General features: G+C 53.0%; 19 protein-coding genes. 3 read left to right on the plus strand and 16 right to left on the minus strand.

The genetic code is table 11. From position 1 onward, the window contains the following. Window positions 1-180: 180 nt before the first annotated feature. Both ACRRUX_RS16770 and ACRRUX_RS16775 read right to left on the minus strand, forming a co-directional pair. Window positions 181-1,518: a coproporphyrinogen III oxidase family protein gene (locus ACRRUX_RS16770; RefSeq protein WP_432532420.1), complete on the minus strand. Its 1,338-nt coding sequence runs from the start codon at window positions 1,516-1,518 to the stop codon at window positions 181-183. A gap of 511 nt (window positions 1,519-2,029) precedes the next feature. After that, a complete protein-coding gene (locus ACRRUX_RS16775; protein ID WP_432532473.1) occupies window positions 2,030-3,133 on the minus strand; it encodes a Fic family protein in 1,104 nt (367 codons plus the stop codon). Between the two features lie 1,004 nt (window positions 3,134-4,137). On the opposite strand from ACRRUX_RS16775, the gene ACRRUX_RS16780 reads away from it, so the two are divergent. Beyond that, entirely contained in the window at window positions 4,138-4,857 is a 720-nt protein-coding gene (locus tag ACRRUX_RS16780) for a reverse transcriptase domain-containing protein (protein WP_432532422.1), read from the plus strand. A gap of 484 nt (window positions 4,858-5,341) precedes the next feature. On the opposite strand, the gene ACRRUX_RS16785 is transcribed toward ACRRUX_RS16780, so the two are convergent. From ACRRUX_RS16785 to ACRRUX_RS16850, 14 genes are all read right to left on the minus strand, one after another. Further along, the gene (locus ACRRUX_RS16785; protein WP_432532424.1) at window positions 5,342-6,319 is read right to left on the minus strand and encodes a formate dehydrogenase subunit gamma; all 978 of its coding nucleotides are present in this window, start codon (window positions 6,317-6,319) and stop codon (window positions 5,342-5,344) included. 65 nt (window positions 6,320-6,384) lie between these two features. Beyond that, on the minus strand, window positions 6,385-6,954 hold the full coding sequence (gene fdh3B, locus ACRRUX_RS16790; protein WP_432532426.1) for a formate dehydrogenase FDH3 subunit beta: 570 nt from the start codon (window positions 6,952-6,954) through the stop codon (window positions 6,385-6,387). Window positions 6,955-6,982: 28 nt separating this feature from the next. Continuing rightward, window positions 6,983-9,847: a molybdopterin-dependent oxidoreductase gene (locus tag ACRRUX_RS16795; RefSeq protein ID WP_432532428.1), complete on the minus strand. Its 2,865-nt coding sequence runs from the start codon at window positions 9,845-9,847 to the stop codon at window positions 6,983-6,985. A gap of 17 nt (window positions 9,848-9,864) precedes the next feature. After that, entirely contained in the window at window positions 9,865-10,065 is a 201-nt protein-coding gene (locus ACRRUX_RS16800; RefSeq protein ID WP_115139105.1) for a twin-arginine translocation signal domain-containing protein, read from the minus strand. A gap of 426 nt (window positions 10,066-10,491) precedes the next feature. Then, window positions 10,492-11,205 carry a pirin family protein gene (locus ACRRUX_RS16805; protein ID WP_432532429.1) on the minus strand — a complete coding sequence of 238 codons (714 nt, stop codon included), beginning with the start codon at window positions 11,203-11,205 and terminating at the stop codon, window positions 10,492-10,494. 173 nt (window positions 11,206-11,378) lie between these two features. Further along, entirely contained in the window at window positions 11,379-12,299 is a 921-nt protein-coding gene (locus tag ACRRUX_RS16810; RefSeq protein ID WP_432532431.1) for a LysR family transcriptional regulator, read from the minus strand. A gap of 209 nt (window positions 12,300-12,508) precedes the next feature. Next, entirely contained in the window at window positions 12,509-13,585 is a 1,077-nt protein-coding gene (locus ACRRUX_RS16815; RefSeq protein WP_432532433.1) for a formate dehydrogenase subunit gamma, read from the minus strand. Window positions 13,586-13,600: 15 nt separating this feature from the next. Further along, entirely contained in the window at window positions 13,601-14,191 is a 591-nt protein-coding gene (gene fdh3B, locus ACRRUX_RS16820; RefSeq protein ID WP_432532435.1) for a formate dehydrogenase FDH3 subunit beta, read from the minus strand. A 20-nt stretch (window positions 14,192-14,211) separates the two neighbouring features. Next, window positions 14,212-17,061, minus strand: coding sequence for a molybdopterin-dependent oxidoreductase (locus tag ACRRUX_RS16825; protein ID WP_432532437.1), 2,850 nt, complete (start codon window positions 17,059-17,061; stop codon window positions 14,212-14,214). 89 nt (window positions 17,062-17,150) lie between these two features. Next, the gene (locus ACRRUX_RS16830) at window positions 17,151-17,345 is read right to left on the minus strand and encodes a twin-arginine translocation signal domain-containing protein (RefSeq protein WP_432532439.1); all 195 of its coding nucleotides are present in this window, start codon (window positions 17,343-17,345) and stop codon (window positions 17,151-17,153) included. 122 nt (window positions 17,346-17,467) lie between these two features. Further along, complete coding sequence (locus tag ACRRUX_RS16835; RefSeq protein ID WP_432532441.1) at window positions 17,468-18,133, minus strand: TorD/DmsD family molecular chaperone; 666 nt, start codon at window positions 18,131-18,133, stop codon at window positions 17,468-17,470. Between the two features lie 9 nt (window positions 18,134-18,142). After that, on the minus strand, window positions 18,143-19,810 hold the full coding sequence (locus ACRRUX_RS16840; protein ID WP_432532475.1) for a 4Fe-4S binding protein: 1,668 nt from the start codon (window positions 19,808-19,810) through the stop codon (window positions 18,143-18,145). 122 nt (window positions 19,811-19,932) lie between these two features. Further along, window positions 19,933-20,544 (minus strand): DUF3306 domain-containing protein, encoded by a 612-nt coding sequence (locus ACRRUX_RS16845; RefSeq protein WP_432532443.1) that lies wholly within the window; start codon window positions 20,542-20,544, stop codon window positions 19,933-19,935. After that, window positions 20,541-21,002 (minus strand): DUF3305 domain-containing protein, encoded by a 462-nt coding sequence (locus tag ACRRUX_RS16850; RefSeq protein WP_432532445.1) that lies wholly within the window; start codon window positions 21,000-21,002, stop codon window positions 20,541-20,543. The genes ACRRUX_RS16845 and ACRRUX_RS16850 overlap by 4 nt, the downstream gene beginning before the upstream one ends. Before the next feature lie 304 nt (window positions 21,003-21,306). Here ACRRUX_RS16850 and ACRRUX_RS16855 point away from each other — a divergent pair, with 304 nt between their 5' ends. Then, the gene (locus tag ACRRUX_RS16855) at window positions 21,307-22,146 is read left to right on the plus strand and encodes a formate dehydrogenase accessory sulfurtransferase FdhD (protein WP_432532447.1); all 840 of its coding nucleotides are present in this window, start codon (window positions 21,307-21,309) and stop codon (window positions 22,144-22,146) included. Next, entirely contained in the window at window positions 22,143-23,051 is a 909-nt protein-coding gene (locus ACRRUX_RS16860; protein WP_432532449.1) for a substrate-binding domain-containing protein, read from the plus strand. Before ACRRUX_RS16855 ends, ACRRUX_RS16860 begins: the two co-directional genes overlap by 4 nt. Window positions 23,052-23,059: the final 8 nt, after the last annotated feature.

Here is a 23,059-nt window from a genome sequence, read left to right on the forward strand (position 1 = left end):
AAACGCTCAATCCTTGCACGCAAAAGAAAAAGCCTGACAGATGTCAGGCTTTGTTCACTGATGCGCGGCACAAGCTCAAATTTAAGCAGTTGCCTTTATACCAACTTCATTAATTCAGAGCGTGTCAGGGATGCTGATCCAAGGCGCATTGAACTCCCGCTGAAACAGATCAACTATTAATTACATATCACAGGGCTTGAGTGGCTTACGCAACTGGGCACGGACATTGTCCATGCCGGAGTAGAACTCTTTCATCATCAGCAGGCCCATCATCTTGCCGTTGTCGGTGATGATCAGCTCTTCCGGGTTTTGCGGGTCATTCTTCAGCGCGCCAATCGCCTTCATGGCGGTCATCTCTTTAAACAGCGCGGTATCCAGGTTCACCCCAAAGGTGTCGCGGAAATACTTGCGTGACAGGCGACCGGAGAACATCCCCAGCAGGAAGCGATACTGCATCACGTCCTTCTTGCTGTACTTCTTCTGCTGTTCCACGCCCATCTTGCCTGAGCTGATCCGTTCCTGATACTTGCGCAGCGAGAAGGTGTTCACATACAGAGTATCATCCAGGAAGCTGAATGAGCCTGAGCCCACACCCAGATACTCATCATAGTCAATCACATACTCATCGAAGCCTTCGTCGTTGGCCTTGCCGAACGCCCAGGCAGTCAGCTGGTTGTACTGACCATTGAGTGAGTTGAGGATCTGACGATACTGGTTGGCCATATCCTTCTGCTCAGCCGCCAGCTTGCCCTTCACGCTCTTGCGGGTCTGATGGGTAATCATCAGCGGGTAAGTGGTGATCTGACGAGGGTCCAGACGACGGGCCATCTCCAGATCGTGCTGAATAATCTCTTCGGTCTGACCACGGAAACCGAAAATCAGATCCACGTTAACGATGGGGAACAGCTCTTTCGCCGCCATCACTTTATCGAACACCTGCTGACCGCTGCCGAACTTCTCCAGACGCTCGGTCATCTTGAGAATGCCGTCATCAAAGCTCTGCACGCCGATAGACATACGGTCTACCAGGCCCTTGAGCATCTTGAATCCGGGTGTGTCCAAATGACGAGGGTCGGACTCACAGGACACTTCCTTGATGGACGGGAACAGCTTGCGGGCATGTTCGATGGTCTTCACCAGCTCATCTTCCAGCACGGTTGTGGTGCCACCACCGATATACATGGCTTCGAAGTCGTAACCCAGGGCTTTCACCATATCCATCTCTTTACGCAGGGAGATGAAGTAAGCGCGGGCCTTGTCTTCCTTAAACAGGAAGCGGTGGAAGGTGCAGTAGGAACACAGGGTGTGACAGAAAGGCACATGGGCATACAGCATGTACTTCTTACCCGGCTGCGGCACAGGCATCACATCGGCAGACACGGTATCCAGACGCAGGTTTTTGTCCACATAGAACTGCATCACCCGCTCCATACCGGACAGCATCCAGTTGGGAACAGTGATATTGGCTTCATACGGCTTAATAAGGCCATTATCCAGTGTGTGAATTATCTGCGACATAGTGTTTCCTGACGATGAGTGATATCTGCACCCGGCCTCTTACCGGATGGTCACGCAGCATACCCCTAAATGGTTAACTTTGTGAGGGTACGAGGTTAACGGGATTAAGTCTCATAAACCGTGAGGCAGTCGGAAATTACAGTGCCGAATCAAAAAACAACCAATAAATTGTTAAATGGATCTCATAATTCAGCCATTACTAATAGTGTAAATGACTAGATAACCACAATATTTTGGGTTAGGGAACGCATCTCACCCCCAAGTGTTGTTTTTCCACGATCAAGATGTGTGATGAGAGACAGCCGCCAACTGCCATCGCCCTGTGAGTCGAATAGTGAGCTATTCTCATCATTTGATGATTGGATTAATAGGTCGATTCGAATCAAGGGTGGAGATTGCACTCAGCGTGCGACACAGGGGTAATCAAGCTGTTTCGATAGTTTCAAGCGCCAGCAGGCTAGTTGTTTTAGCCCTGCTGCGCTTGGCCGAAAATCAAAACCTTTCCAATTTGTCATTTCCATGGGAGGTGGTAGCGGGTACTGCGGCCGCCTGAGTCAGACTTCGCCAGACAGCCAATCTCCACCAAAGATGCCAGGTGGCGGGTGGCAGTTGGCTTACTGACTTTTGCAACCTTATGATACTGGTCGTTATTGATACCTTCCTGAAAGTCACCGTCCAGCATGCGATTGAGCACTTTTGTCTGCTCAGGTAACAACTTAGTCTGATCCACACTGCGCCAGAAATTGGCCTTGTGCACGGTTTGCTCTATCTCAGCCAGCACGCCGGTAAAAGTCTGCTGCAAGGTCTCAAAAAACCACACCAGCCAGTTCGTGATATCCATGCCGCCTTTCTGGGTACTTTCAAGTATCTCGTAATAGCTTTTACGGTTTGCCAGTATGGCGACCGACATAGCATAGAAACGTACCGACTGCTGCTCAGCCTGCGCCAGTGCCAGATCAGTCAGCAAGCGGGTGATACGGCCGTTACCATCATCCAGCGGATGCAGGGTGACAAACCACAGATGGGTAATTGCCGCACGCAGCAGTGGATCCAGTGCTGGATTGGACAGACTGGCATTAAACCACTCGATAAAATGAGCCAGCTCAGCATCCAGCTCCTCCCTGCCCGGCGCCTCGAAGTGCAACACGGGTTTATCGATGCGACCCGAGACCACCTGCATTGGTGCATCACCACGCAGTTGCCCACCGACAACCGGATTAAACAAGGTGTAACCTTCAGGGTATAAACGGGTGTGCCAGTGCAAAATACGCTCAAGGGTCAACGGCGCATCCAGATTCTGCACCGCATCAAGCATGATTTCCGCCAAGCCGTCAGTCTGTGCTGTGGTCGGAAAAGGTCGCTGATCAGTCACCCCAAGTTTGTTGGCAAGGGAGGAGCGCACCGAAAAAGCATTCAGCTTCTCGCCTTCAATGGCGCTGGAGTGAACTATGTTGGCCAGCAAAGTATCCAGTTGAGTTTCGACACTGTCCTTTCCCAAGCAGGACATCTTACCCAGCAACACTCCCTGCTGCAGACGCACTGCACGCAACACAGGGTCTATCACCCCGGCGTCCCAGGTAAACTCAGGCCAATCCGCCTGCTGCCATATCCACATAGTTCCCCCCATATCATGGCTCTTTGGTCATGGTTCTTTAGTCATGGCCATTCACATGCAGCCGCCATGATGCGATTACACCACTTATTCTCATCACAGTATGATTAGATTAGGCGAGTTATTCAACTCACTTAATGATTAGATTAACTTGGTTATTCTCATCAAATGATGAGCCGATTAGGTGGGCGATTCGAATCAATCGGGGGAAAAGGAATCTCAGTCGCCGATTGGCTTTGACGTATTTGAGCCAAGCTTCGCTTGGCAGAACGTCGTGGGTCTCCAACCCACCCCCGGGGAAAGGGGACCGTTTCGACAGGCCCCCTTGTCCAATCCCCCTGCGACTCCCACGAAGCGGAAAGCCCCTTGTGGATCGGCTTCAAATTGCCTGACGCGCCAGACGCTCATCCCTGATTCGACGGCGCTGACTCGGCGTCAATGCCTCGCCCACGGCATTTAAATCCATCCCCGGCGGCCGCTTCAAGGGAGACAGATGTATTCCGACATTGCAGCGTAAAACATATCCAACACACCCTCGGCAAAAATGGTTTATGCCATTTTTATCAATGAACTATATGTTGATAAGGTCAGAGAGTGGAAGTTATCATAGTCTCACCTTGGCATTAGGCTACACCAGCCGCCCCTCTACAATTGTCACTTAGTGATCACTATTGGACGATACTGGACTCTATCGGATTTACTTGACGATACTCTCATAGTCGCTCCTAGTATTAATTAAAGTCATGCGCTTGCGCTAGGCATGCCAAGGAGAACGTGGAGGGCTTATGTATGGAAAATAATTCCAAACATAGCCGAGTTAAAGAGCGTTTGATCAAAGCAATTCTCGTCATTCGATTGATTCGTGAGATTTATGAATCGATGCCGATGCTGATCGACCTCTTTAACATGGCTTTCAATTACCTTTCTCATTTCAGGAGTCTGTTACGCTTGTTATGGTCTATCAGGTCACTTGGTCAACAAAGTTTGAAATAAAGCCTGGCCGATGGGTGTTCGTCCCTACTGACGCATCAAAAGCTATTGGGAATAGAATCAAAGCGGAAATTGCTCGCAAATGGAAAGCACCTCAATATTACTTCCATTTAAGGGATGGTGGTCACGTCGCGGCACTATCCATGCATTTGAAAAATAGTTTTTTTTGTACAATTGATATTAAAGACTTCTTTGGCTGTATAAGCAGAAGTCGAGTAACTAGATCGTTAAAACCAGTGATTGGTTATGAATATGCAAGAAAGGTTGCCAAGCTTTCTACAGTAAAAGCCCCTGATAACTACCCCCACAGCCACTATCTCCCTTACGGATACTGTCAATCACCTTTGCTATCCTCTATCTGTTTATTAAATAGCTCTTTTGGTCAAATGTTGGATATAACATCAAATCAAAATGGTTTTGAAGTTACCGTATATATGGATGACATTGTCATCTCCTCAAATGACAAAATCCAGTTGGAACATAAGTATGATGAGTTGCTAGCTGAAGCGATAAAGTCAAAATTCACGGTTAATCACACGAAAAGCCAAGCAGTCGCTAAAACTACTCACGCGTTCAATATCGATTTATCCCATGAAAGCATGAGTATAGGCTCGGATAGATTTGCTCGATTCCAAGTTGCCTACAATGAGAGCAATTCACTCCCCCAAAAGCGAGGGATTGCCTCATATGTTGGAAGCGTCAATAAACAGCAAGCTACTAATCTAGATACAGATTAAAAGCAAGACTCTAAATCACTATCAGCTCTTACCTCTTATATCGACATAACCCCAAAATCAAAGACGACTCCAATTCCCCATCGGTGCCGCCGAAGAATGTTGGCGAAAAATGCGTGGCGAGGCATGGATGCCGAAGCAGGTTCAGTCGAATCATGGACGAGCGTCTGAACCGTCAGCTTTTTTCCCCATAAGTTCGAGGGGCTGTCGGCACCGTCTGGGGCGGCAGGGGGGTTGCAAAGGGGGCGAAGCCGCCTAGTCCCCTTTGCCTGGGTGTGGGTCGGAGACCCACGACTTTCTGCAAGGCGAAGCCTTGCTAAAAAACAGGCTTTAGCCTCAATTCGCAATAGCGAGTAATCGCTTTCGCCAAGCGAAACCTGGCAAAGAAACCACTCTGCGCTCAGCAGAAACACCAAGTCTCCATTGCCGACAGGCAACAAAAAGCCCCGCTTCAGCGGGGCTTTTGGGGTAATCAAAGGTTAAGGACTTAGTCCTTATACTTCAAAGTACCGTCAGCTTTGATTTCATCAAACCACAGGTTGTGATGCTGGGTTGCCCAGTTCTCATCACAGTAGCCGGAAATCATACATTCCATACCGCCCTCAGACATGACAGTTGCCATGAAGATGTGAACGATAGAGAAAGCACAGATGATGATGGCGGATACGCCGTGCAGGATCAGTGCAATCAGGCTCAGGGTGCGGCTTGGCTCGAACAGGTTAGGGAACAGCAGCAGCATACCGGAAGCAGAGATCACCAGACCGAACGCAGCGAAGGTCCAGAACCACAGTTTTTCACCGGCGTTGGCGAAGCCTGCGTCAGGGTGCTGACCTTTGAATGGACCGAAGTTGATGTAACCACCAACTACCATGAACCACTTCACATCGTACATCTTTGGCATCTGGTTCTTGGCCCACAGCACTGTCATCAGCGCCCAGCCAATCATGAATGGGATCGCCAGCACGTCGTGAACCTGCTTGGCACCATTCACCAGACCCGCCCAGAAGCCTTCGCCCACGTATGGCTGCACGAAGAAACGACCAGCCAGCAGTACCAGACCAGTCAGGATCAACAGCAGACATGGGATGGCACCCAACCAGTGGATGGCCACGTCAGCTTTGGACCAGCGGTAAACCATCTTGCCGGAGTAACCGTGATGCAATTTGGAGATACCGTTGATTTTGATGAATACGATAAAGACAGCAATCATACCGAACAGCGCAGCAGCCAGGGCTGGCGCCAGCCAGTCGGCACGCAGATCCAGTACACGCAGATCATAGGTGTTGATCGCCTGTCCGTGGAACTCGCTCTTGGAGGCAGTGTAGCCGACTGCACCGTCTTTCAGTTGTGCCCAAATCTGCGCATCTGAAGCCTGTGCAACCGCCTGCTCGCCACCATTGGCGAAGCATACGGCACTGAACAGCAGTGCGAATGCAACACCCAAGTGTTTGAACAGTTTGTTCATAATCTATCCTCATTGACTGCTCCGGCAAGCCGGAGCAGTAGATGGATTGTCCTGAAACCTAAGGATTAACCCCAGGCTGCGTTCTTGGCACCACGGTAAGCCACACGCTCACGGAAGATGGCAGATACCACATCTGCATCACCGGCCAGCAGCGACTTGGTAGCACACAGTTCAGCACACATTGGCAGTTTGCCTTCAGCGATACGGTTAGAACCGTACTTCTTCAGTTCAGCCTCAGAGTGGTTTTCTTCAGGGCCACCGGCACAGAAGGTACACTTGTCCATCTTGCCGCGAGCGCCAAAGGCACCGCTTTTCGGGAACTGAGGCGCGCCGAATGGACACGCGTACAGGCAGTAGCCACAACCGATACAGGTATCTTTGTTGTGCAGGACCAGACCATCTTCAGTCTTGTAGAAGCAGTTAGCTGGACAAACGGCCATACAAGGCGCGTCATCACAGTGCATACAAGCCACAGAGATAGAAGCTTCGCCTTGCTTGCCATCATTGATGGTCACTACGCGGCGACGGTTGATACCCCACTCCAGAGCGGAGGCGTTTTCGTTCTTACAAGCAGTGACACAGCCGTTACATTCGATGCAGCGCTTGGTGTCACACAAAAATTTCAATGTAGCCATATTGGCATATCTCCTGAATTAAGCTGCATTAGGCCTTTTCGATCTGACACAGAGAAGCCTTGGTTTCCTGCATCTGAGTCACTGGGTCATAACCATAGGTCAGCGCAGTGTTACAGGATTCGCCCAATACGTAAGGTACGGTACCTTCCGGATAGTTAGGCTCCAGGCTTTCACCATGCATCACACCGGCAAAGTGGTATGGCATCCAGGTGATACCCTTAGGTACACGTGGGGTTACCATTGCCATTACCTTGATGCGGCCGCCTTCAGCACCTTCCAGCCATACCATTTCGCCATCGCGCAGACCGCGATCAGCAGCATCAGCAGGGTTGATCTCAACGAACATTTCCTGCTGCAGTTCAGCCAGCCATGGGTTGGAACGTGATTCTTCACCACCACCCTCGTACTCAACCAGACGACCGGAGGTCAGTACCAGTGGGTACTTCTTGTCCAGGTTGTCGGTGATAACCTTGTCCTGAATAGACTTGTACAGGGTCGGCAGACGGTGTACCTGCATATCGGCATAGGTTGGGTACTTGGCGATCAGATCACGGCGAGAGGTATACAGTGGCTCGCGGTGTACTGGGAACTGATCTGGGAAGGTCCATACGATACAACGCGCCTTGGCGTTACCGAATGGGATACAACCGTGCTTAACCGCAACGCGTACGATGCCGCCAGACAGGTCAGTCTTCCAGTTCTTACCTTCTGCAGACGCTTTCTCTTCTGCAGTCAGCTCGTCCCACCAGCCCAGTTGCTTGAGCATCTTGTCAGTGAATTCAGGGAAGCCGTCTTCCAGCTCACAACCCTTGGAGAAAGAACCTTCAGCCAGGATGTTGTGGCCGTTGTGCTCAACACCGTAACGGGCACGGAAGTTACCGCCGCCGTCTTTAACGTGCTTGCTTGTATCGTACAGGATCTGAGTACCTGGGTGACCCATCTCTGGAGTACCCCAACATGGCCAAGGCAGACCGTAGGTTTCACCCTTGCATGGGCCACCCTCGGCTTCCAGCGTCTTGTTGGAGAATGTGCCCCAGTTCATGGTGTGCTGCTTGATACGCTCAGGGCTCTGACCGGTGTAACCGATAGTCCACATACCGCGGTTGATTTCGCGGGAGATATCTTCAGTGACTGGCTTGCCGTCTTTGATTTCCCAACGCTTGGCCCACTGGTCGGCAATGCCTACCTTCTTGGCCAGCATGTACATGATCTCAATGTCGTTCTTGGACTCAAACAGAGGCTGAACCACCTGCTCACGCCACTGGATAGAACGGCCAGAGTTAGAGATTGCACCGGAAGCTTCAAACTGAGTACAGGCTGGCAGCAGGTATACGCCATTCTTACGACGGTGCATTACACCCGCCATCGTTGGGAATGGGTCAACAACTACTACTGTGTCCATCTTGTCCAGTGCGTCACGCACTTCAGACTGACGGGTTTCAGTGTTAACAGACTGACCCCAGAAGAATGCCATACGGATGTTATCTTTCTGAGCCAGCTTGTCTTTTTCCAGCAGCACGCCGTCGTGCCAGCGGGAGCAAGGAATACCAGGAGTGGTCATTGGCTCACGACCCAGGTAAGTACCCTGGTCGAAACGGCCCTTCACCCATTCCATGTCCAGTTCCCAAACATTGGTCCAGTGCTGCCATGCAGCAGTGGTCAGACCGTAGTAACCTGGCAGGTTGTCGAACAGCAGACCCAGGTCGGTTGCGCCCTGTACGTTGTCGTGACCACGGAAAATGTTGGTACCACCACCGGAAACACCCATGTTACCCAGCGCCAGCTGCAGCAAGCAGTATGCGCGGGTGTTGGCGTTACCAACGTGGTGCTGGGTACCACCCATACACCAAACTACGGTGCCGGGACGGTTTTCAGCCATCAGCTTGGCAGCCTGATAGATCACCTCTTCAGACACACCACAGACATCAGCCACTTCTTTTGGTGGGAACTTCTTGGCTTCAGCGCGGATTTCATCCATCGCGTAGGTACGCTGCTCGATGAACGTCTTGTCTTCCCAGCCGTTTTCGAAGATGTGCCACAGCATGCCGTAGATAAACGGAATGTCGGTACCTGGACGGATTGGGCAGTGCAGATCAGAGTGAGCCGCGGTACGGGTGTAACGTGGGTCAACGACGATGATCTTGGCGTTGTTCTTCTCTTTGGCGATCAGAATGTGCTGCATGGAAACCGGGTGGGCTTCAGCAGGGTTGGCACCAATGAAGAAAATCGCATTGGCGTTCTGAATGTCGTTGAAAGAGTTGGTTTGCGCACCGTAACCCCAGGTGTTTGCTACACCGGCTACAGTGGTAGAGTGACAAATACGGGCAGAGTGGTCGACGTTGTTGGTACCCCACATAGCCGCCAGTTTGCGGTATGAGTAACAACCTTCGTTGGAGAACTTGGCAGAGCCCATGAAGTATACAGAGTCAGGACCGGATTCCTTGCGGATTTCCAGCATCTTGTCGCCCACTTCGTTGATCGCCTGATCCCAGGAGATTTTCTTCCACTTGCCATCAACAAGCTTCATTGGGTACTTCAGACGCTTCTCACCGTGACCGTGTTCACGCAGTGCAGCACCTTTGGCACAGTGACCACCGGCGTTGAATGGGTGATCGAAGGCTGGCTCCTGACCGGTCCACACACCGTTCTGTACTTCAGCGTACAGACCACAACCTACCGCACAGGCAGAACAGATGGTGCGCTTGATTTCGATTGGTGCATCGTAAGGTACGTCAGCCGCTTCGGCGCGACGCATCATGCCGGTGCCCATCAGAGAAGCAGCAGCAATACCACCGGTAGCGATACCAGCGTGCTTCATAAACTGACGACGGCTGATGCCCAGTGTTGGTTTGTCAGCCGCAGGGGCGACATTGGACTTGCGAGTTAATTTCATCGCTGATTATCTCCTGATTAGCTGCGCAGGCTGTTGTAGTAAGCACGGATGTGCGCAGTTTCGTGGTAACCATCTTTGTTTTGCTTGGATACCGCGTTGCCTTCTTTTGCGTGAGCGACACTGATCCCGGAAGCAGCTACCACGGCGGTGGCCGCGCTGCCTACTGTCAGCGTCTTCAGCAAAGATCTGCGGCTCAGATCTGGCTGTTGCTTTTTCATTTTTGCTCCTGATAGATATGGCTCAGTCATTCCCCTGAGCCCGGGTTTGTTCACCAATCCGCCGCATCCCGGATGTTACAAATTGGTAAAAACTCTAAATGGAAGAAGGACTTCCAGATATTGCGCGGCAACTATATAAGAAACCGCCTCAGGAATATTGATCCCCATGCTCAAGATATGGCTAAAACAAGGTTAAAAATCGGCGGTTTGCCACCCAGATCACACTTTCAAATATGCCGGTGGTGATACGCGCGCACACGCGCAAACTCCATTCAAAACAAACCATTAACAATTTGATTTTGGGGCAAATGCAAAAGCCCCTGACCACAGGGGAGCAGGGGCTGACACGCGGGGGTAAACAGAGAAAACGACAGAGGATGATTGGGCGGATAAAACGCCACGGATAACGATGCCGGTCTACGGTATTCAGGGCCGCGCAGGCAACTCAAACCACAACGCCTCCAGCGGGCGGGATGCGCTCACCGGCAATTGACTGTCCGGCGCAATCGCCAGCGCATCACCATCGGTAAACCGCCCTCCATCCACCAGCAGTTCACCACTTATCAAATGCAGATAACCCGGTCCATCGGCACTGGTGAGCACCATAGATTCCCCGGCAGCCAGCACCAGCCGATACAGGCTGGCATCCTGCTGCATGACCAGACTGCCGTCACGACCATCGGCGGTCACGAGAGGCGTCAGCGCGCCATGTTGCGGGATACAGGCCTGCTCATAGCCAGGCTCGATACCCTGCGCTCGGGGCTGAATCCAGATCTGCAGAAAACGCACAGGCTCAGTGCCGGAAGCATTGTATTCGGAATGAGTAATACCGCGGCCGGCGCTCATATGCTGCACCTCTCCGGCCGACAGGATTTGTTCATGGCCCATGCTGTCCTGATGTTTCAGCGCACCATCAAGCACATAAGAAATGATTTCCATATCACTGTGCCCATGGGTGCCAAAACCCGCACCGGCAACCACTGTATCGTCATTGATCACCCGCAGGGCTGAAATGCCCATATGCCCGGGATCATAGTAATGGCCAAAGGAAAAGCTGTGGTGGCTGCTCAGCCAGCCCAGATTGACATGACCGCGCTCTCCGGCGCGGCGAACATAGGTAATATTGGAACTCTGACTCATGACAACACTCCTGCCTGAAACCTGTTGTTGCCAGTCTAATTCAGGATAGAGTGAACAAAAATGCGCAAATTACGCTCAAAGCGTTCGATAAATACGAACCGGAGCAGGTTTTAAGTCCAGCCACCGGGCACAAACTATGACCAAGATCACGCAGAGCATTATTCTGCCGAAACTCAGTTCTCACCGGCTTCACCCGGCATCCTGACATCGGCAATCAACTCACTCTGAATTCTGATTTCGGCCATCAGGGTGCGGGCTGCAGGCCCCAACATGTCGGCATCATTAAACATCAGAAATAACTGCGCATGCCGACGACCGGCCGCCCCCAGTGGTAAAGGCTTGAGCAGCCCGGCAGCGATTGCCGGCATCATGGCAGTAACCGGCAGGTAGGCATACCCCAGTCCACGACTGATCATCTCCACCGACGTGCGGATATGGGATACCGTCCAGCGGGAATTGGCCCCCAGCCAGCCGGAGTCCTGACTCTGACCCACCGCCGAATCCCGCACCACGATTTGCCGGAAACTGCGCAAATCTTCGAAGGTCAGCGGCCGCTCAAAATGGTGCAGCGGGTGATCGGGGTGCGCCACCGCGACAAACTCCACCTGACACAACTCTTCACTGAAGCCTTTATGGCCATTGAGCGGTGAAATCGCCAGATCTACCTTTTCCAGTGCCAACAGCTCGGTTGCGCCGGTGAGAATAGACTCCCGCAGTTCGATATTGAGCATGGGATATTCCAGCGACACCTTATCCAGCACCCGATACAGAAAATCCTGGGGGAAAATCTCATCCACGGCAATCCGCAAGCGGGTTTCGCAGCCACGGCCTACCTCCTGCGCTACCGCCTCAAGTTTGGCTGCTTCATCCAGCAGGTAATTGGCCCGGCGCAACATCAGCTGACCAGCCTCGGTCAGATGAGTACGGCGGCCTTTGACCTCCAGCAACTTAACCCCAAGGGAATGCTCCAGTTTCTGCACCGCGTTATAGATACTGGACTGACTCTTGTGTACCTCGGCGCCCGCCTGGTTGAAGCCGCCATACTCAGCCACAGAGCGGAACATACGCCATTGCTCAAGGGTAGTTTTCAGCATGTTCTTGTCCTTAATCGATTATTCCGCCGGCAATAACCAGCTTATTATTCGCTCAATCAGAACAGATTCCCCTAATACAGGCAAGCCAATGAACTGGACAAGGATGTCTGCAGATAAGGATGGAGTGACTGGCATGAAAAAGCCCACCTGATGGTGGGCTTTGTTATGACCGTTCATTATTAAGAACGTGCATCAGTTATCACTGCGCGTCAGGACTTGTACTCCAGAGTGCCATCAGCCTTGATTTCGTCATACCAGATATTGTGATGCTGGATCGCCCAGTTCTCATCACAATAGCCGGATACCATGGACTCCATCCCGCCTTCACTGAGCGCGGTCGCCATCCAGATATGGACTATGGTAAAGCCAATCAGAATGGCGGCACTGAAGCCATGGACGATCAAGGCAACAAAGGAGTTCTCGCGGGTGATGACCAGCTCCGGCAGCACCAACATGACTCCGGTGACCGCGATGAACAGACCGAACACCGCCAGCGTCCAGAACCACATCTTCTCGCCGGCGTTGGCAAAGCCGCTGTCCGGGTGTTTACCTTTGAACGGCCCAAAGTGCACATAGCCTCCTGCAGTCATAAACCACTTGAGGTCATAGCCCTTGAACATCTGCAGTGGCATCCACTTCAGAATGCACAGCGCCCAGGCGACAATGAACACAGGACCAGTCCAGTCGTGCAGGGTTTTACTGCCGTAGATAAGACCCGCCCAGAGATCCGCCGAAACCCAGCCCTCAAGTACGTGACGTCCCCAGGCGATCACCAGACCAGTCAACATCAGCAGCAAACAACTGATCGCCATCAGCCAGTGCAACAGCATATCGGCACTGCTCCAACGACGTACCATTTTGCCGGAGAATCCCTTGGTTAGCCGGGCCGGGCCGTTGATCAGGTAGAACAGCAGAAACAGCGCAAATACGCCAACCAGTGCTGCGCCCAAAATGGGGATCACATACTGATCGCGAATAAGCCTGCCCTCCTGACCAACTGCATTGATCAAGCGTCCCGCTTCCGGTGACCTTGCCGCCGTATAGCCGGAATCACCGGCACGCACGGCCCGCCAGAGATCGGCATCCGTGGTCTGCGGGTGTCCCTGCAACTGGCCCAGTTGCTGCTGCTCACCGGCCAGCACTTGTTGTTGCTGAGCCATCAAGGCCGCTTCCTGCTTTGCCTGATCGGTTTGATCCGACGCAGACACCTGAGTGACCATCAGCAAAGCCAGTGCTATCGGCAGCAAACAGGGCAGCAACAGACGATGCAAGCATTGTCCAATCATGTTTTTGCCCTCCGATCAGTTACCGGTTTCCGGAATGTATCCCCAGATAGTGTCCGGATTACTGCGGGCAGCAACCCGGGCACGATAAATACTGGAGATCACTTCAGCATCCCCGGCCAGCAGCGCCTTGGTGGAACACATCTCAGCGCACAGGGGGAGTTTGCCCTCTGCAATCCGGTTGGCTCCATACAGGCGTTGCTCCTCCTGCGAGAAGTTTGGCACGGGACCACCAGCGCAATAGGTACACTTATCCATCTTGCCACGGGCACCGAAGCTGGTTTTCTTGGGAAATTGTGGTGCACCAAAAGGACAGGCATAGAAGCAATAACCACAGCCGATGCAGGTCTCTTTGTTGTGCAGCACAATGCCGTCATCCGTGGTGTAGAAGCAGTTGGCAGGACACACCGCCTTACAGGGGGCATCACTGCAATGCATACAGGCCACGGAAATAGAGGCTTCTCCCGGCTCACCGTCATGCAGGGTCACGACCCGGCGACGGAAAGTACCGTAAGTCAGCGCTTCCGAGTTGGAGTTGGAACAGGCAGTGACACAGCCGTTACACTCGATGCAGCGCTTGGTGTCACATAAAAATTTCATGACTGCCATAAAGTTATCCTCATCAAGTGTCAGGCCTTGGCGATCTGGCAAAGCGTCGCCTTGGTCTCCTGCATCTGGGTCACCACGTCATAGCCATAGGTCATGGCGGTGTTGGCAGATTCCCCGATTACGAAGGGCTCGGTGCCAGCCGGATAATCCGCCGCCAGGCTCTTCATCTCAAATACTCCGGCGAAGTGGAACGGCATAAAGGTTTCACCCGGAATAACCCTTGGGGTCACCATCGCTTTGATCTCAATGGTGGCGCCATCCGGACTGAACAGCTTCACATTGTCGCCATCGCGTATGCCTCGGTCGGCCGCATCCTGAGGATTGATTTCCACATACATCTCCGGCTGCAATTGCGCCAGCCAGGGATTGGAGCGGGTTTCCTCACCGCCACCTTCATATTCCACCAATCGCCCGGAGGTCAGCACCAGCGGGAACTTCTTGGCAAAGTCCTGCTTCTGGATAGACATATACAGGGTGGGCAGACGGGCCACCATTCTGTCCTCATAGGTCGGATAGATGGGCACCAGATCCCGTCTTGGGGTATACAGGGGTTCTCGGTGGATGGGGATTTGATCCGGGAAGGTCCACACAATACAGCGGGCCTTGGCGTTACCGAATGGGGTGCAGTTGTTGGCAATGGCCACCCGCTGGATACCGCCGGACAGATCGGTTTTCCAGTTGCGGCCTTCGGCAGCCACCTGCTCTTCAGGGGTCAACTGATCCCACCAGCCAAGCTGCTTGAGCATGGTATCGGTAAACTCGGGATAACCATCCTCAATGGCACTGTTTTTAGACCAGGAATCTTCCGCCAGAATGTTCACACCATCGTGCTCCACCCCATAACGGGCACGGAAAGTGCCACCGCCATTACGGACTTCGCGGTCGGTACGATAGAGGATTTGGGTCCCCGGGTGTTTCATCTCCGGCGTGCCCCAACATGGCCATGGCAGACCGTAGGTTTCGCCCTGACAGGGACCTCCCGGCGCTTCCAGCGAATCGACATTGAAGGTACCCCAGTTTTCCTGGTGCAGTTTGAGACGCTCTGGACTCTGACCTGTGTAACCAACGGTCCACATACCGCGGTTGAATTCGCGGGTAATATCTTCAATCAAAGGCTCGGTGCCATTGACCTTGATATGTTTGAACATCTCTTTCTCGAAACCAAATTTCTGCGCCAGCAGATACATGATTTCGTGGTCAGGCTTGCACTCGAACAAGGGCTCAATCACCTTGGAGCGCCACTGGATCGAGCGGTTGGTGGCCGAGACCGAACCATAGGTTTCAAACTGGGTCGCCGCCGGCAGCAGAATGATGCCATCTGCCCGCTCAGGCAACACCCCAGCCATGGTGGGATATGGGTCAACCACCACTACCATGTCCATCTTATCCAGTGCTTCGCGCACCACTGGACCGCGGGTTTCGGTATTGACCGACTGGCCCCAGAAGAAAGACATACGGATATTGTCGCGCTGGGCGATTTTGTCCTTATCTTCCAACACCCCATCCTGCCAGCGGGAACAGGGAATACCGGTCGAATTCATCGGGACCTGTCCAAGATAGGTACCCTGATCGAAACGGCCTTTCATCCACTCATAGTCGATGTCCCACACCCGGCACCAGTGCTGCCATGAACCTGTGGTCAATCCGTAGTAACCCGGCAGGGTGTCAAACAGCAGACCGAAATCCGTTGCCCCCTGCACGTTGTCGTGACCACGGAAGATGTTGGTACCACCGCCGGAAATCCCCATATTGCCCAGCGCCAACTGCAGAATGCAGTAGCTTCGGGTATTGGAGTTACCCATGTGGTGCTGAGTGCCGCCCATACACCAGACGATGGTGCCGGGGCGATTGTCCGCCATGGTTTTGGCAACCCGGTACATCTGCTCTTTGGGCACGCCAGCAACATTCTCCACCACTTCCGGCGGGAATTTCTTCACCTCTTCACGGATGGAATCCATGCCATACACCCGCTCGGCGATGAATTTTTTGTCTTCCCAGCCGTTTTCAAAGATGTGCCACAACAAACCGTAGATAAAGGGAATATCGGTTCCCGGACGGATATGCACATACTCGTCACTCTTGGCGGCGGTATGGGTGAATCTGGGGTCGACCACGATGATCTTGGCGCCCCGCTCCTTACCGATCAGGATGTGCTGCATCGCCACCGGATGCGCTTCGCAGGGGTTGGACCCGACGAACATCATCACCTTGGCATTGCGCATATCGTTGATGGAGTTGGTCTGCGCACCATAGCCCCAGGTGTTGGCCACCCCGGCTACTGTGGTGGAGTGGCAGATACGGGCGCTGTGGTCGACATTGTTGGTGCCCCACATGGCAGCAAACTTACGGTACAGATAGGCCTGTTCGTTGGAGAACTTGGCACTGCCCATGAAGAATACTGAATCCGGCCCGGACTCTTCGCGGATCTTCAGCGCCATGGCACTGACTTCATTGATCGCTTCATCCCAGGAAATGCGTTTCCACTTGCCACCCTCTTTTTTCATCGGGTACTTGAGGCGTTTTTCACCATGCCCCACTTCCCGTACTGCGGCCCCCTTGGCGCAGTGGCCGCCGGAGTTGATGGGATGATCAAATGCGGGTTCCTGATGAGTCCAAACCCCTTCCTGCACATGGGCGTAGATACCACAGCCAACAGCACAGTGAGAACAAATGGTTTTTTTGACTTCGACAGGGGCGTCGTGGGGGATAAACTCGGCGCGAGCCTTACGCATAAAACCTGTGCCCAGCACAGATGCAGCGGCTACTCCACCGGCGGAAAGACCGGCCGTCTTGAGGAATTGACGGCGGTTGAGACCCAGGCTTGGCTTGTCAGCCGGTTTTGCCTGGTTCGATGTGCGTGTCAGTCGCATCACACATCCTCCTATTTGTCAGACACAGTCTCAGGCAGCACCTGAAGCTGTGGTATTCGCGGCCAAACGACTACGTGAAGCGCAACCGGTTACTGTTGCAACGACTCGTAATAAGCGCGAATGTGGTCAGTTTCTCTGTAACCTTCACCTTTTACTGCTGGGGTGACTTCTTTTGATTCAGCGTTGGCTTCACCCGCGTGGGATGCAGCCGCCACCACGGCGCCGCCTGCGATCAGGGTTTTCAACGCCTGACGCCGACTTATGCCGGAAGCTTGCTTCTTCATAAGGTCTCCTGATTAACATCTGGGCCTAAGCCCGGTTTATGGGAAGCTCCCTCTCCCCGTTTACGCCGCCGGGTTCCTGATACCGCTCGGTACCGGCAGCCCCTTTGAGAAGTTCAGACTTCTCAGTTCAACTGCACTTTCTCAACATCTGCAGGCTGCATATCATCATTGCCCGGACAGTTCACCGGAATGTCCAGACTCAGCTGTTCAAACTCGATGGCTTCCAGGTCAAAGAAGGCTTTACACAACTGACCCACGGTAGCATAGAAAGCCGCACTGGGAGCAGTGTTTAATTTTTCAACAAAACGTTGGATCCAGCTGGCCATATGGCGCTGATAAAAGGCCAGTTGACGATAGCCCGGCGCTTCGAGGATAAGGGTGCCCATCACTTCACACAGCGCGGCCACATGGTCTTCCGGCTCTTTGACATCCTCTTCCCGGGCAAAACCCAATTGCAGCAGGTCCTGACGCAACAGAGCCAATGGCTTGTCCATCAGTGAACCGGTCATAAACCAGCTGCCATAAGGCAGAATTTCGCCACAGCCCACGCCGATGAACAAGGCAAAGTATTCATCTTCCAGCTGCTCAGGCGTGAACTGCCCTGCGGCCAGCTTGAGTGCCAGCCAGGCTTTAGTCATATCGTTGTCCTGCTCGGCGTCCACTTCAAGATTGGCCAGGAAGTCCAGCAGTTCAGCGCTGGGTGTACGACGCAACAAGGCGGCGATCAGCTGGTAGATATCCGCACGCAGTTGATCTTTTTCGCTTACATTTCTTACAGATTCGGTCATAAAAAACTCTTAACGCAGTTGCTTTTCCGGGTCTTGAAGTATGTCTTCAAACAGGTCTTTCACGCGGCAATCACCGCACATTTTCAGGCGCTCGATATTGGCGTTGAAGGCACTGTGACTGCCTACCATATCCAGCATACGATGTACCATTGACTGGGTCGCAAATGGCGTGCCGCAAACGATACATTCAAAAGGAGGCTCTTCTTTCAGGACACGCAGTTGCTGACGGCTTGCACGGTTGAAGTTAACCTGTGGCGTCAGGCTGATGACCTTCTCCGGACAGGCTTGCTCACACAGACCGCACTGCACACAATCCTGTTCAACAAAACGCAGCGCCGGCTCATCACCGCCGTCTTTCAGGGCGCCGGTTGGGCAGGTTGCCACACAGCTCAAACACAGGGTGCACTTATCTGCGGCGACACTGACCGAGCCATAAGGAATATTGCTCATGGTCAGACAGGAGTCGATGGCGGCGGCCTGGCTGTTGAGGTGATCAACCGCCTGATACAGAGTCGGACGCTTGTCACTCGCCACAAATGCTGCAGGAACGGTTACCGGCCAGCCACTGCTGATATTCAGCATCGGCTCCAGCGCTTCCGCCTCGATGGCATCAACGATGACGATACGCTGCGGCTGTCCCATTTCATCCAGGATGCGATTGGCCAATGCCACTTCGCCCTGCAGCATCTGCGTCAGGGTAGGCGCAGTCGCTGCTGTGTTGTAAATCAGCACCTGACGGGCGCCCCATGCCAATACCGACATCCAGTGATCGATAGCCGAAACGGTGATCTCTTCCAGCGCAATTGGCAGGATTTCACCCGGCAAGGCATCTCCTACCAACTCGGCGGCGACATTTTCATCGTGGAACAGAATAACCGGCGCTTCACCGGCCTGCTCCAGATAACGGCCAACCAGTTTCTGCAGATAGTTGTGCAGTGACTGCGGAGCAGGCAGGTCGTAGCTCAGAGCGCCGGTTGGACAGGCATTGGTGCAACTGCCTGCGCCATGGCACAGGTATGGGTCGATTTCGATAACATTGTCGACGCTGGCTATGGCATCAGCAGGACAGAAGTTCAGACAGCGGTTACAACCGGTCATACCATGGCGGTAGTGCGCACAGATATCCGTGTTCACTTTGACATAGCGGGGTTTGTCGAATTCACCGATAAGTTCTGGAATTTGCTCGAGCGCATCCGCCAGCCTGGCGTCATCGCGGCCGACATAGAAATAGCCGGGAGGCAACATCTCCAGATTCAGACTTGGCTCAAGACTGAGATCCAGCAGAATATCGAAATGAGGTTTACGGATCGCCACTTGACTAAGCTGGACAGTCTTTTCACCAGCGGCCGCTTCGTTCTCTACCAACACCTGAAACTGCCCCAAAAAGCCTTTGATGGCGTGCAGGGGGTTGTAGAAGCTCTCTACCTGAGGAGCGGCATTCATGACGGCCTCAAGATGAGCATCATCCTGAGACGTAATAGGATCTGTCGCCAAAACAACCCGACTAGCCATGGAGGACAATTTGGCTGCCGCCAGGCGGGCCAAATCTTCCGGGCCGATGATCAACACATTACCCTGAGTGGTGTAACTCACGGTAGGTGGGATCAGGTTCTGGATGATCCGGGTTTGTGCCATCACACTCTGGCGGGCCTGCTTCAGTTGAGGCTGGCTGTGCATCTTGTTTGAATCTGAGCTCACATTGCGTTCCTGAACAGTTTTGGCTGTCTCTTGTATTGGTCCCGATCCGGCTGCAACCAGACATTAGAGCAATAGACGTACCAAAATTTACGACAATAAACTTAACTAAACTGACCTTTTCCAACCGTCTCGTGCGAAACCGACGATTCATCTGGTACATTCTGGCTAACTTGCTGAGTTTCCTCGGGCAAAGTGTCTGCATTTGCGTCCACGGTCAGCTCTGCCACTTCCGGGGCATGTTCCTGCCCGGGTTGAGTATCCGGGGTTGACGCCATTTCGGCCTGGGCTGCTTCCTGCTCTTCCCGCTCAATAACCTTGCGGAACACCTTTTTAACCAATTCTGCCGAATCTGAAGCCGACAACAGCGGCTGATTGCTGTAATCCAGTGCGTACTCCGCCATGCCGCACACTTCGTTGAAGTGGGGTTGCTTCCACAGAGCCCGCAAAGCCGCCTTTTTGGCTGTGGGGTCAACGTTCTTGGCCATAAAGGCGGCAAAACTGCCACCTTCTTCAATCTGATCAGGGTCCGGTAAATCTTCTGCCGTCAGCAGACGCTCATCGTCTTGTGGTTCACCGGCAACAGACAGGGGCTGTTCCGTTTCAGCACTGCTTTCAGCAACAGGCGCCTCCTGCAGCGCTTTTTCCGCCTCCTGAGCTACCTGCTCACGGCGTTGCTGCCAACGACTGAATAATCCACTTGGTTTATCACTCATACGTTTTTACGCCTTTGATCTTCGGCCAGCTCCTTGCGGCGGTTAACATGCTTGCGTCGATGAGCGCAGATTTCCACTTCACCATGACGGGTAATGAAGGCTTCAATCCAACAGGCGACAGCATCCGGCATTGCCATACTGATCACCGGGGTATCGCCCTCAAGCGCGCCAGCCGCAACATTCTGACAAGCAGACAATGACGCCGGTACCCAGGTACCATCGACCAATTCATCACACACCAGGTACAGCATAGGAGTATCGAGGTCCAGGTTCAGGCGGTAGCTGGCACGTTCATCCCGGTGCAACTCCAGCAACACCAGATTGCTGCCTTCCGGCTGTTTACAGGAAGCCGGAACCATCTGATCCAGCTCCCACTGCACCGAAGTCCAGCGTCCTACCTGTTTCTCGGATTTCGTCAGAGAAACATATACCGGCCATACATTATCTGTGTGTTGCATATTCAAATATCCTGAGTCCTGTCTACGGCGGCTGGCACTTCAGTCAACCTGTTCTATAGCTCACCACAAGCAAGGATGGTGCCATCAATATCATTGAAGTGTTTTTTTTGAGATGGATCATCAATCCAGAGATCAGCATAGGACATTTTGTCTCACCAACAATATCTCCTTGGGCATAAACGTCCGACCAGAGTCAGCATTTTGTGATTCACCTTGCATTTTACTTATTCCCAGATGTTAAGGTACGAATATTGCTAGTAAAGCCCTATGCACACCCCCAATAGAATTAGCTTTGCAGGATCTGATGAAACAGACACCACCTTCCCTGTCGATAGTAAAAACCCGGGCCGAAGTCCCGCTGACCATTCCTGTCACCGCGGTTAACGAGCGTGGCGAGATAGAAAACAAGTTTATTGCCTGTGAGCGGCCACTGACCGTTTACCTCAACTGGCGTCCCATAGTGACCTTGATGACACTGGGAGCCAAAGCTGAGTCACTGGCATTGGGGTATTTGAAGAATCAGGGATTCATCAGTGATGTCAGTCTGCTGGAATCAGTGATTGTCGATTGGGATACCAACTCGGCAGCCATCATCACCAAAGAGCAAACGGAAGATCTGGAGAAAAAGCTGTCTGAAAAGACAGTCACCACCGGCTGTGGACAAGGCACTGTTTACGGTGGATTTATGCAGGGACTGGAAGATATCCGGCTGCCGGTTCCCGCGCTGAAGCAAAGCACTCTGTATGGGCTGCTGAAAAACATCAACGAATACAATGACACCTACAAGAATGCCGGAGCAGTTCACGGCTGCGGCCTGTGCCACGACGAAACCATCACGGCTTTTGTTGAAGATGTAGGGCGACACAATGCGGTAGATACGCTTGCCGGTGATATGTGGCTGGCCGGTGAAGATGGCGGCGACAAAATCTTCTACACCACTGGCCGTCTGACCTCTGAAATGGTTATCAAAGTAGCCAAAATGGGTATTCCTGTATTGCTGTCCCGCAGTGGCGTAACTCAGATGGGACTTGAGCTGGCTCAAAAACTGGGAATAACCATGATCGCCCGTGCCAAAGGGCGCCACTTCCTGGTGTATAACGGGGCTGAAAATCTCGAATTCGATGTCAGTAAGGAGTCACAATGACCCAGGCCAGTGATTTGGTATACATGAGCGCCAGGCAGGTGGCTGAGTATCTGGATCTGAATGAAAAAAAAGTTTATGCCATGGCCAATGACAGGATCCTGCCAGCCACCAAAATCACCGGAAAGTGGTTGTTTCCGAAGATTCTGATCGACCGCTGGATTATGGATTCCTGCCATTCAGGCATGCTGACCGACCGACTACTGATCACTGGCAGTGATGACCCGCTGCTGGCCATGCTGGTCGCCCGGCTGATGTCTCAGGTAGGCAGCCGGGAACTTATCAGCTACAGCGCCACCGGCTCGCGGTTGGGACTCGAGCTCCTGTCCAAAGGCTATGCCGACGTCTGTACCCTGCACTGGGGCAGCCTGGAAGAGCGCAACATACGTCATCCTGCATTGCTGAAAGGTTATGCCAATCACCAGCAATGGATCATGGTACACGGCTATACCCGTCAGCAGGGGCTGATCGTTCGTCCGGATATTCAGCACAGATGCCTGGAACAGGCGCAGATACTGGGCCAGCCTTGGCGCTGGATCTTCCGCCAGGAAGGCGCTGGCAGCCAACAACATCTGGAACACTGGTTACTGAGTCAGGGTGCCCGTGCCGATCAGCTCAATGCGGTGCTGACTGCATACAGCGAGCGGGAACTGGCAGGCTACATCGCCCGTGGCGATGCTGACATTGGGTTTGGTTGCCAGGCAGTTGCCGCGGAAAGCGGACTTGGGTTTGTCCCCCTGCTCAGCGAGTCATTTGATTTTGTGATGACCCAGAGCATCTATTTCCGCCGCCAGTTACAGCAATTGTTTACTATGTTGGCCAGCCCTCAAACCCGCCAAATGGCCGGAGTTCTGACTGGCTATGACCTGAGCAATACAGGTCAGCTAATCTGGACAGCTGCCCAATAATTTGCGCT

The organism is Shewanella sp. GXUN23E (assembly GCF_050865035.1).
Classification (GTDB): domain Bacteria; phylum Pseudomonadota; class Gammaproteobacteria; order Enterobacterales; family Shewanellaceae; genus Shewanella.

Excerpts from the sequence above, each read along its gene's own strand:
- ACRRUX_RS16785 (WP_432532424.1), bottom strand. The coding sequence starts at position 6,319 with ATGAACAAACTGTTCAAACACTTGGGTGTTGCATTCGCACTGCTGTTC.
- ACRRUX_RS16795 (WP_432532428.1), bottom strand. The coding sequence starts at position 9,847 with ATGAAATTAACTCGCAAGTCCAATGTCGCCCCTGCGGCTGACAAACCA.
- ACRRUX_RS16835 (WP_432532441.1), bottom strand. The coding sequence starts at position 18,133 with ATGACCGAATCTGTAAGAAATGTAAGCGAAAAAGATCAACTGCGTGCG.
- ACRRUX_RS16845 (WP_432532443.1), bottom strand. The coding sequence starts at position 20,544 with ATGAGTGATAAACCAAGTGGATTATTCAGTCGTTGGCAGCAACGCCGT.
- ACRRUX_RS16855 (WP_432532447.1), top strand. The coding sequence starts at position 21,307 with ATGAAACAGACACCACCTTCCCTGTCGATAGTAAAAACCCGGGCCGAA.
- ACRRUX_RS16830 (WP_432532439.1), bottom strand. The coding sequence starts at position 17,345 with ATGAAGAAGCAAGCTTCCGGCATAAGTCGGCGTCAGGCGTTGAAAACC.
- ACRRUX_RS16850 (WP_432532445.1), bottom strand. The coding sequence starts at position 21,002 with ATGCAACACACAGATAATGTATGGCCGGTATATGTTTCTCTGACGAAA.
- ACRRUX_RS16840 (WP_432532475.1), bottom strand. The coding sequence starts at position 19,810 with ATGCACAGCCAGCCTCAACTGAAGCAGGCCCGCCAGAGTGTGATGGCA.
- ACRRUX_RS16825 (WP_432532437.1), bottom strand. The coding sequence starts at position 17,061 with ATGCGACTGACACGCACATCGAACCAGGCAAAACCGGCTGACAAGCCA.
- ACRRUX_RS16800 (WP_115139105.1), bottom strand. The coding sequence starts at position 10,065 with ATGAAAAAGCAACAGCCAGATCTGAGCCGCAGATCTTTGCTGAAGACG.
- fdh3B (WP_432532426.1), bottom strand. The coding sequence starts at position 6,954 with ATGGCTACATTGAAATTTTTGTGTGACACCAAGCGCTGCATCGAATGT.
- ACRRUX_RS16805 (WP_432532429.1), bottom strand. The coding sequence starts at position 11,205 with ATGAGTCAGAGTTCCAATATTACCTATGTTCGCCGCGCCGGAGAGCGC.
- ACRRUX_RS16815 (WP_432532433.1), bottom strand. The coding sequence starts at position 13,585 with ATGATTGGACAATGCTTGCATCGTCTGTTGCTGCCCTGTTTGCTGCCG.
- ACRRUX_RS16775 (WP_432532473.1), bottom strand. The coding sequence starts at position 3,133 with ATGTGGATATGGCAGCAGGCGGATTGGCCTGAGTTTACCTGGGACGCC.
- ACRRUX_RS16810 (WP_432532431.1), bottom strand. The coding sequence starts at position 12,299 with ATGCTGAAAACTACCCTTGAGCAATGGCGTATGTTCCGCTCTGTGGCT.
- fdh3B (WP_432532435.1), bottom strand. The coding sequence starts at position 14,191 with ATGGCAGTCATGAAATTTTTATGTGACACCAAGCGCTGCATCGAGTGT.
- ACRRUX_RS16770 (WP_432532420.1), bottom strand. The coding sequence starts at position 1,518 with ATGTCGCAGATAATTCACACACTGGATAATGGCCTTATTAAGCCGTAT.
- ACRRUX_RS16860 (WP_432532449.1), top strand. The coding sequence starts at position 22,143 with ATGACCCAGGCCAGTGATTTGGTATACATGAGCGCCAGGCAGGTGGCT.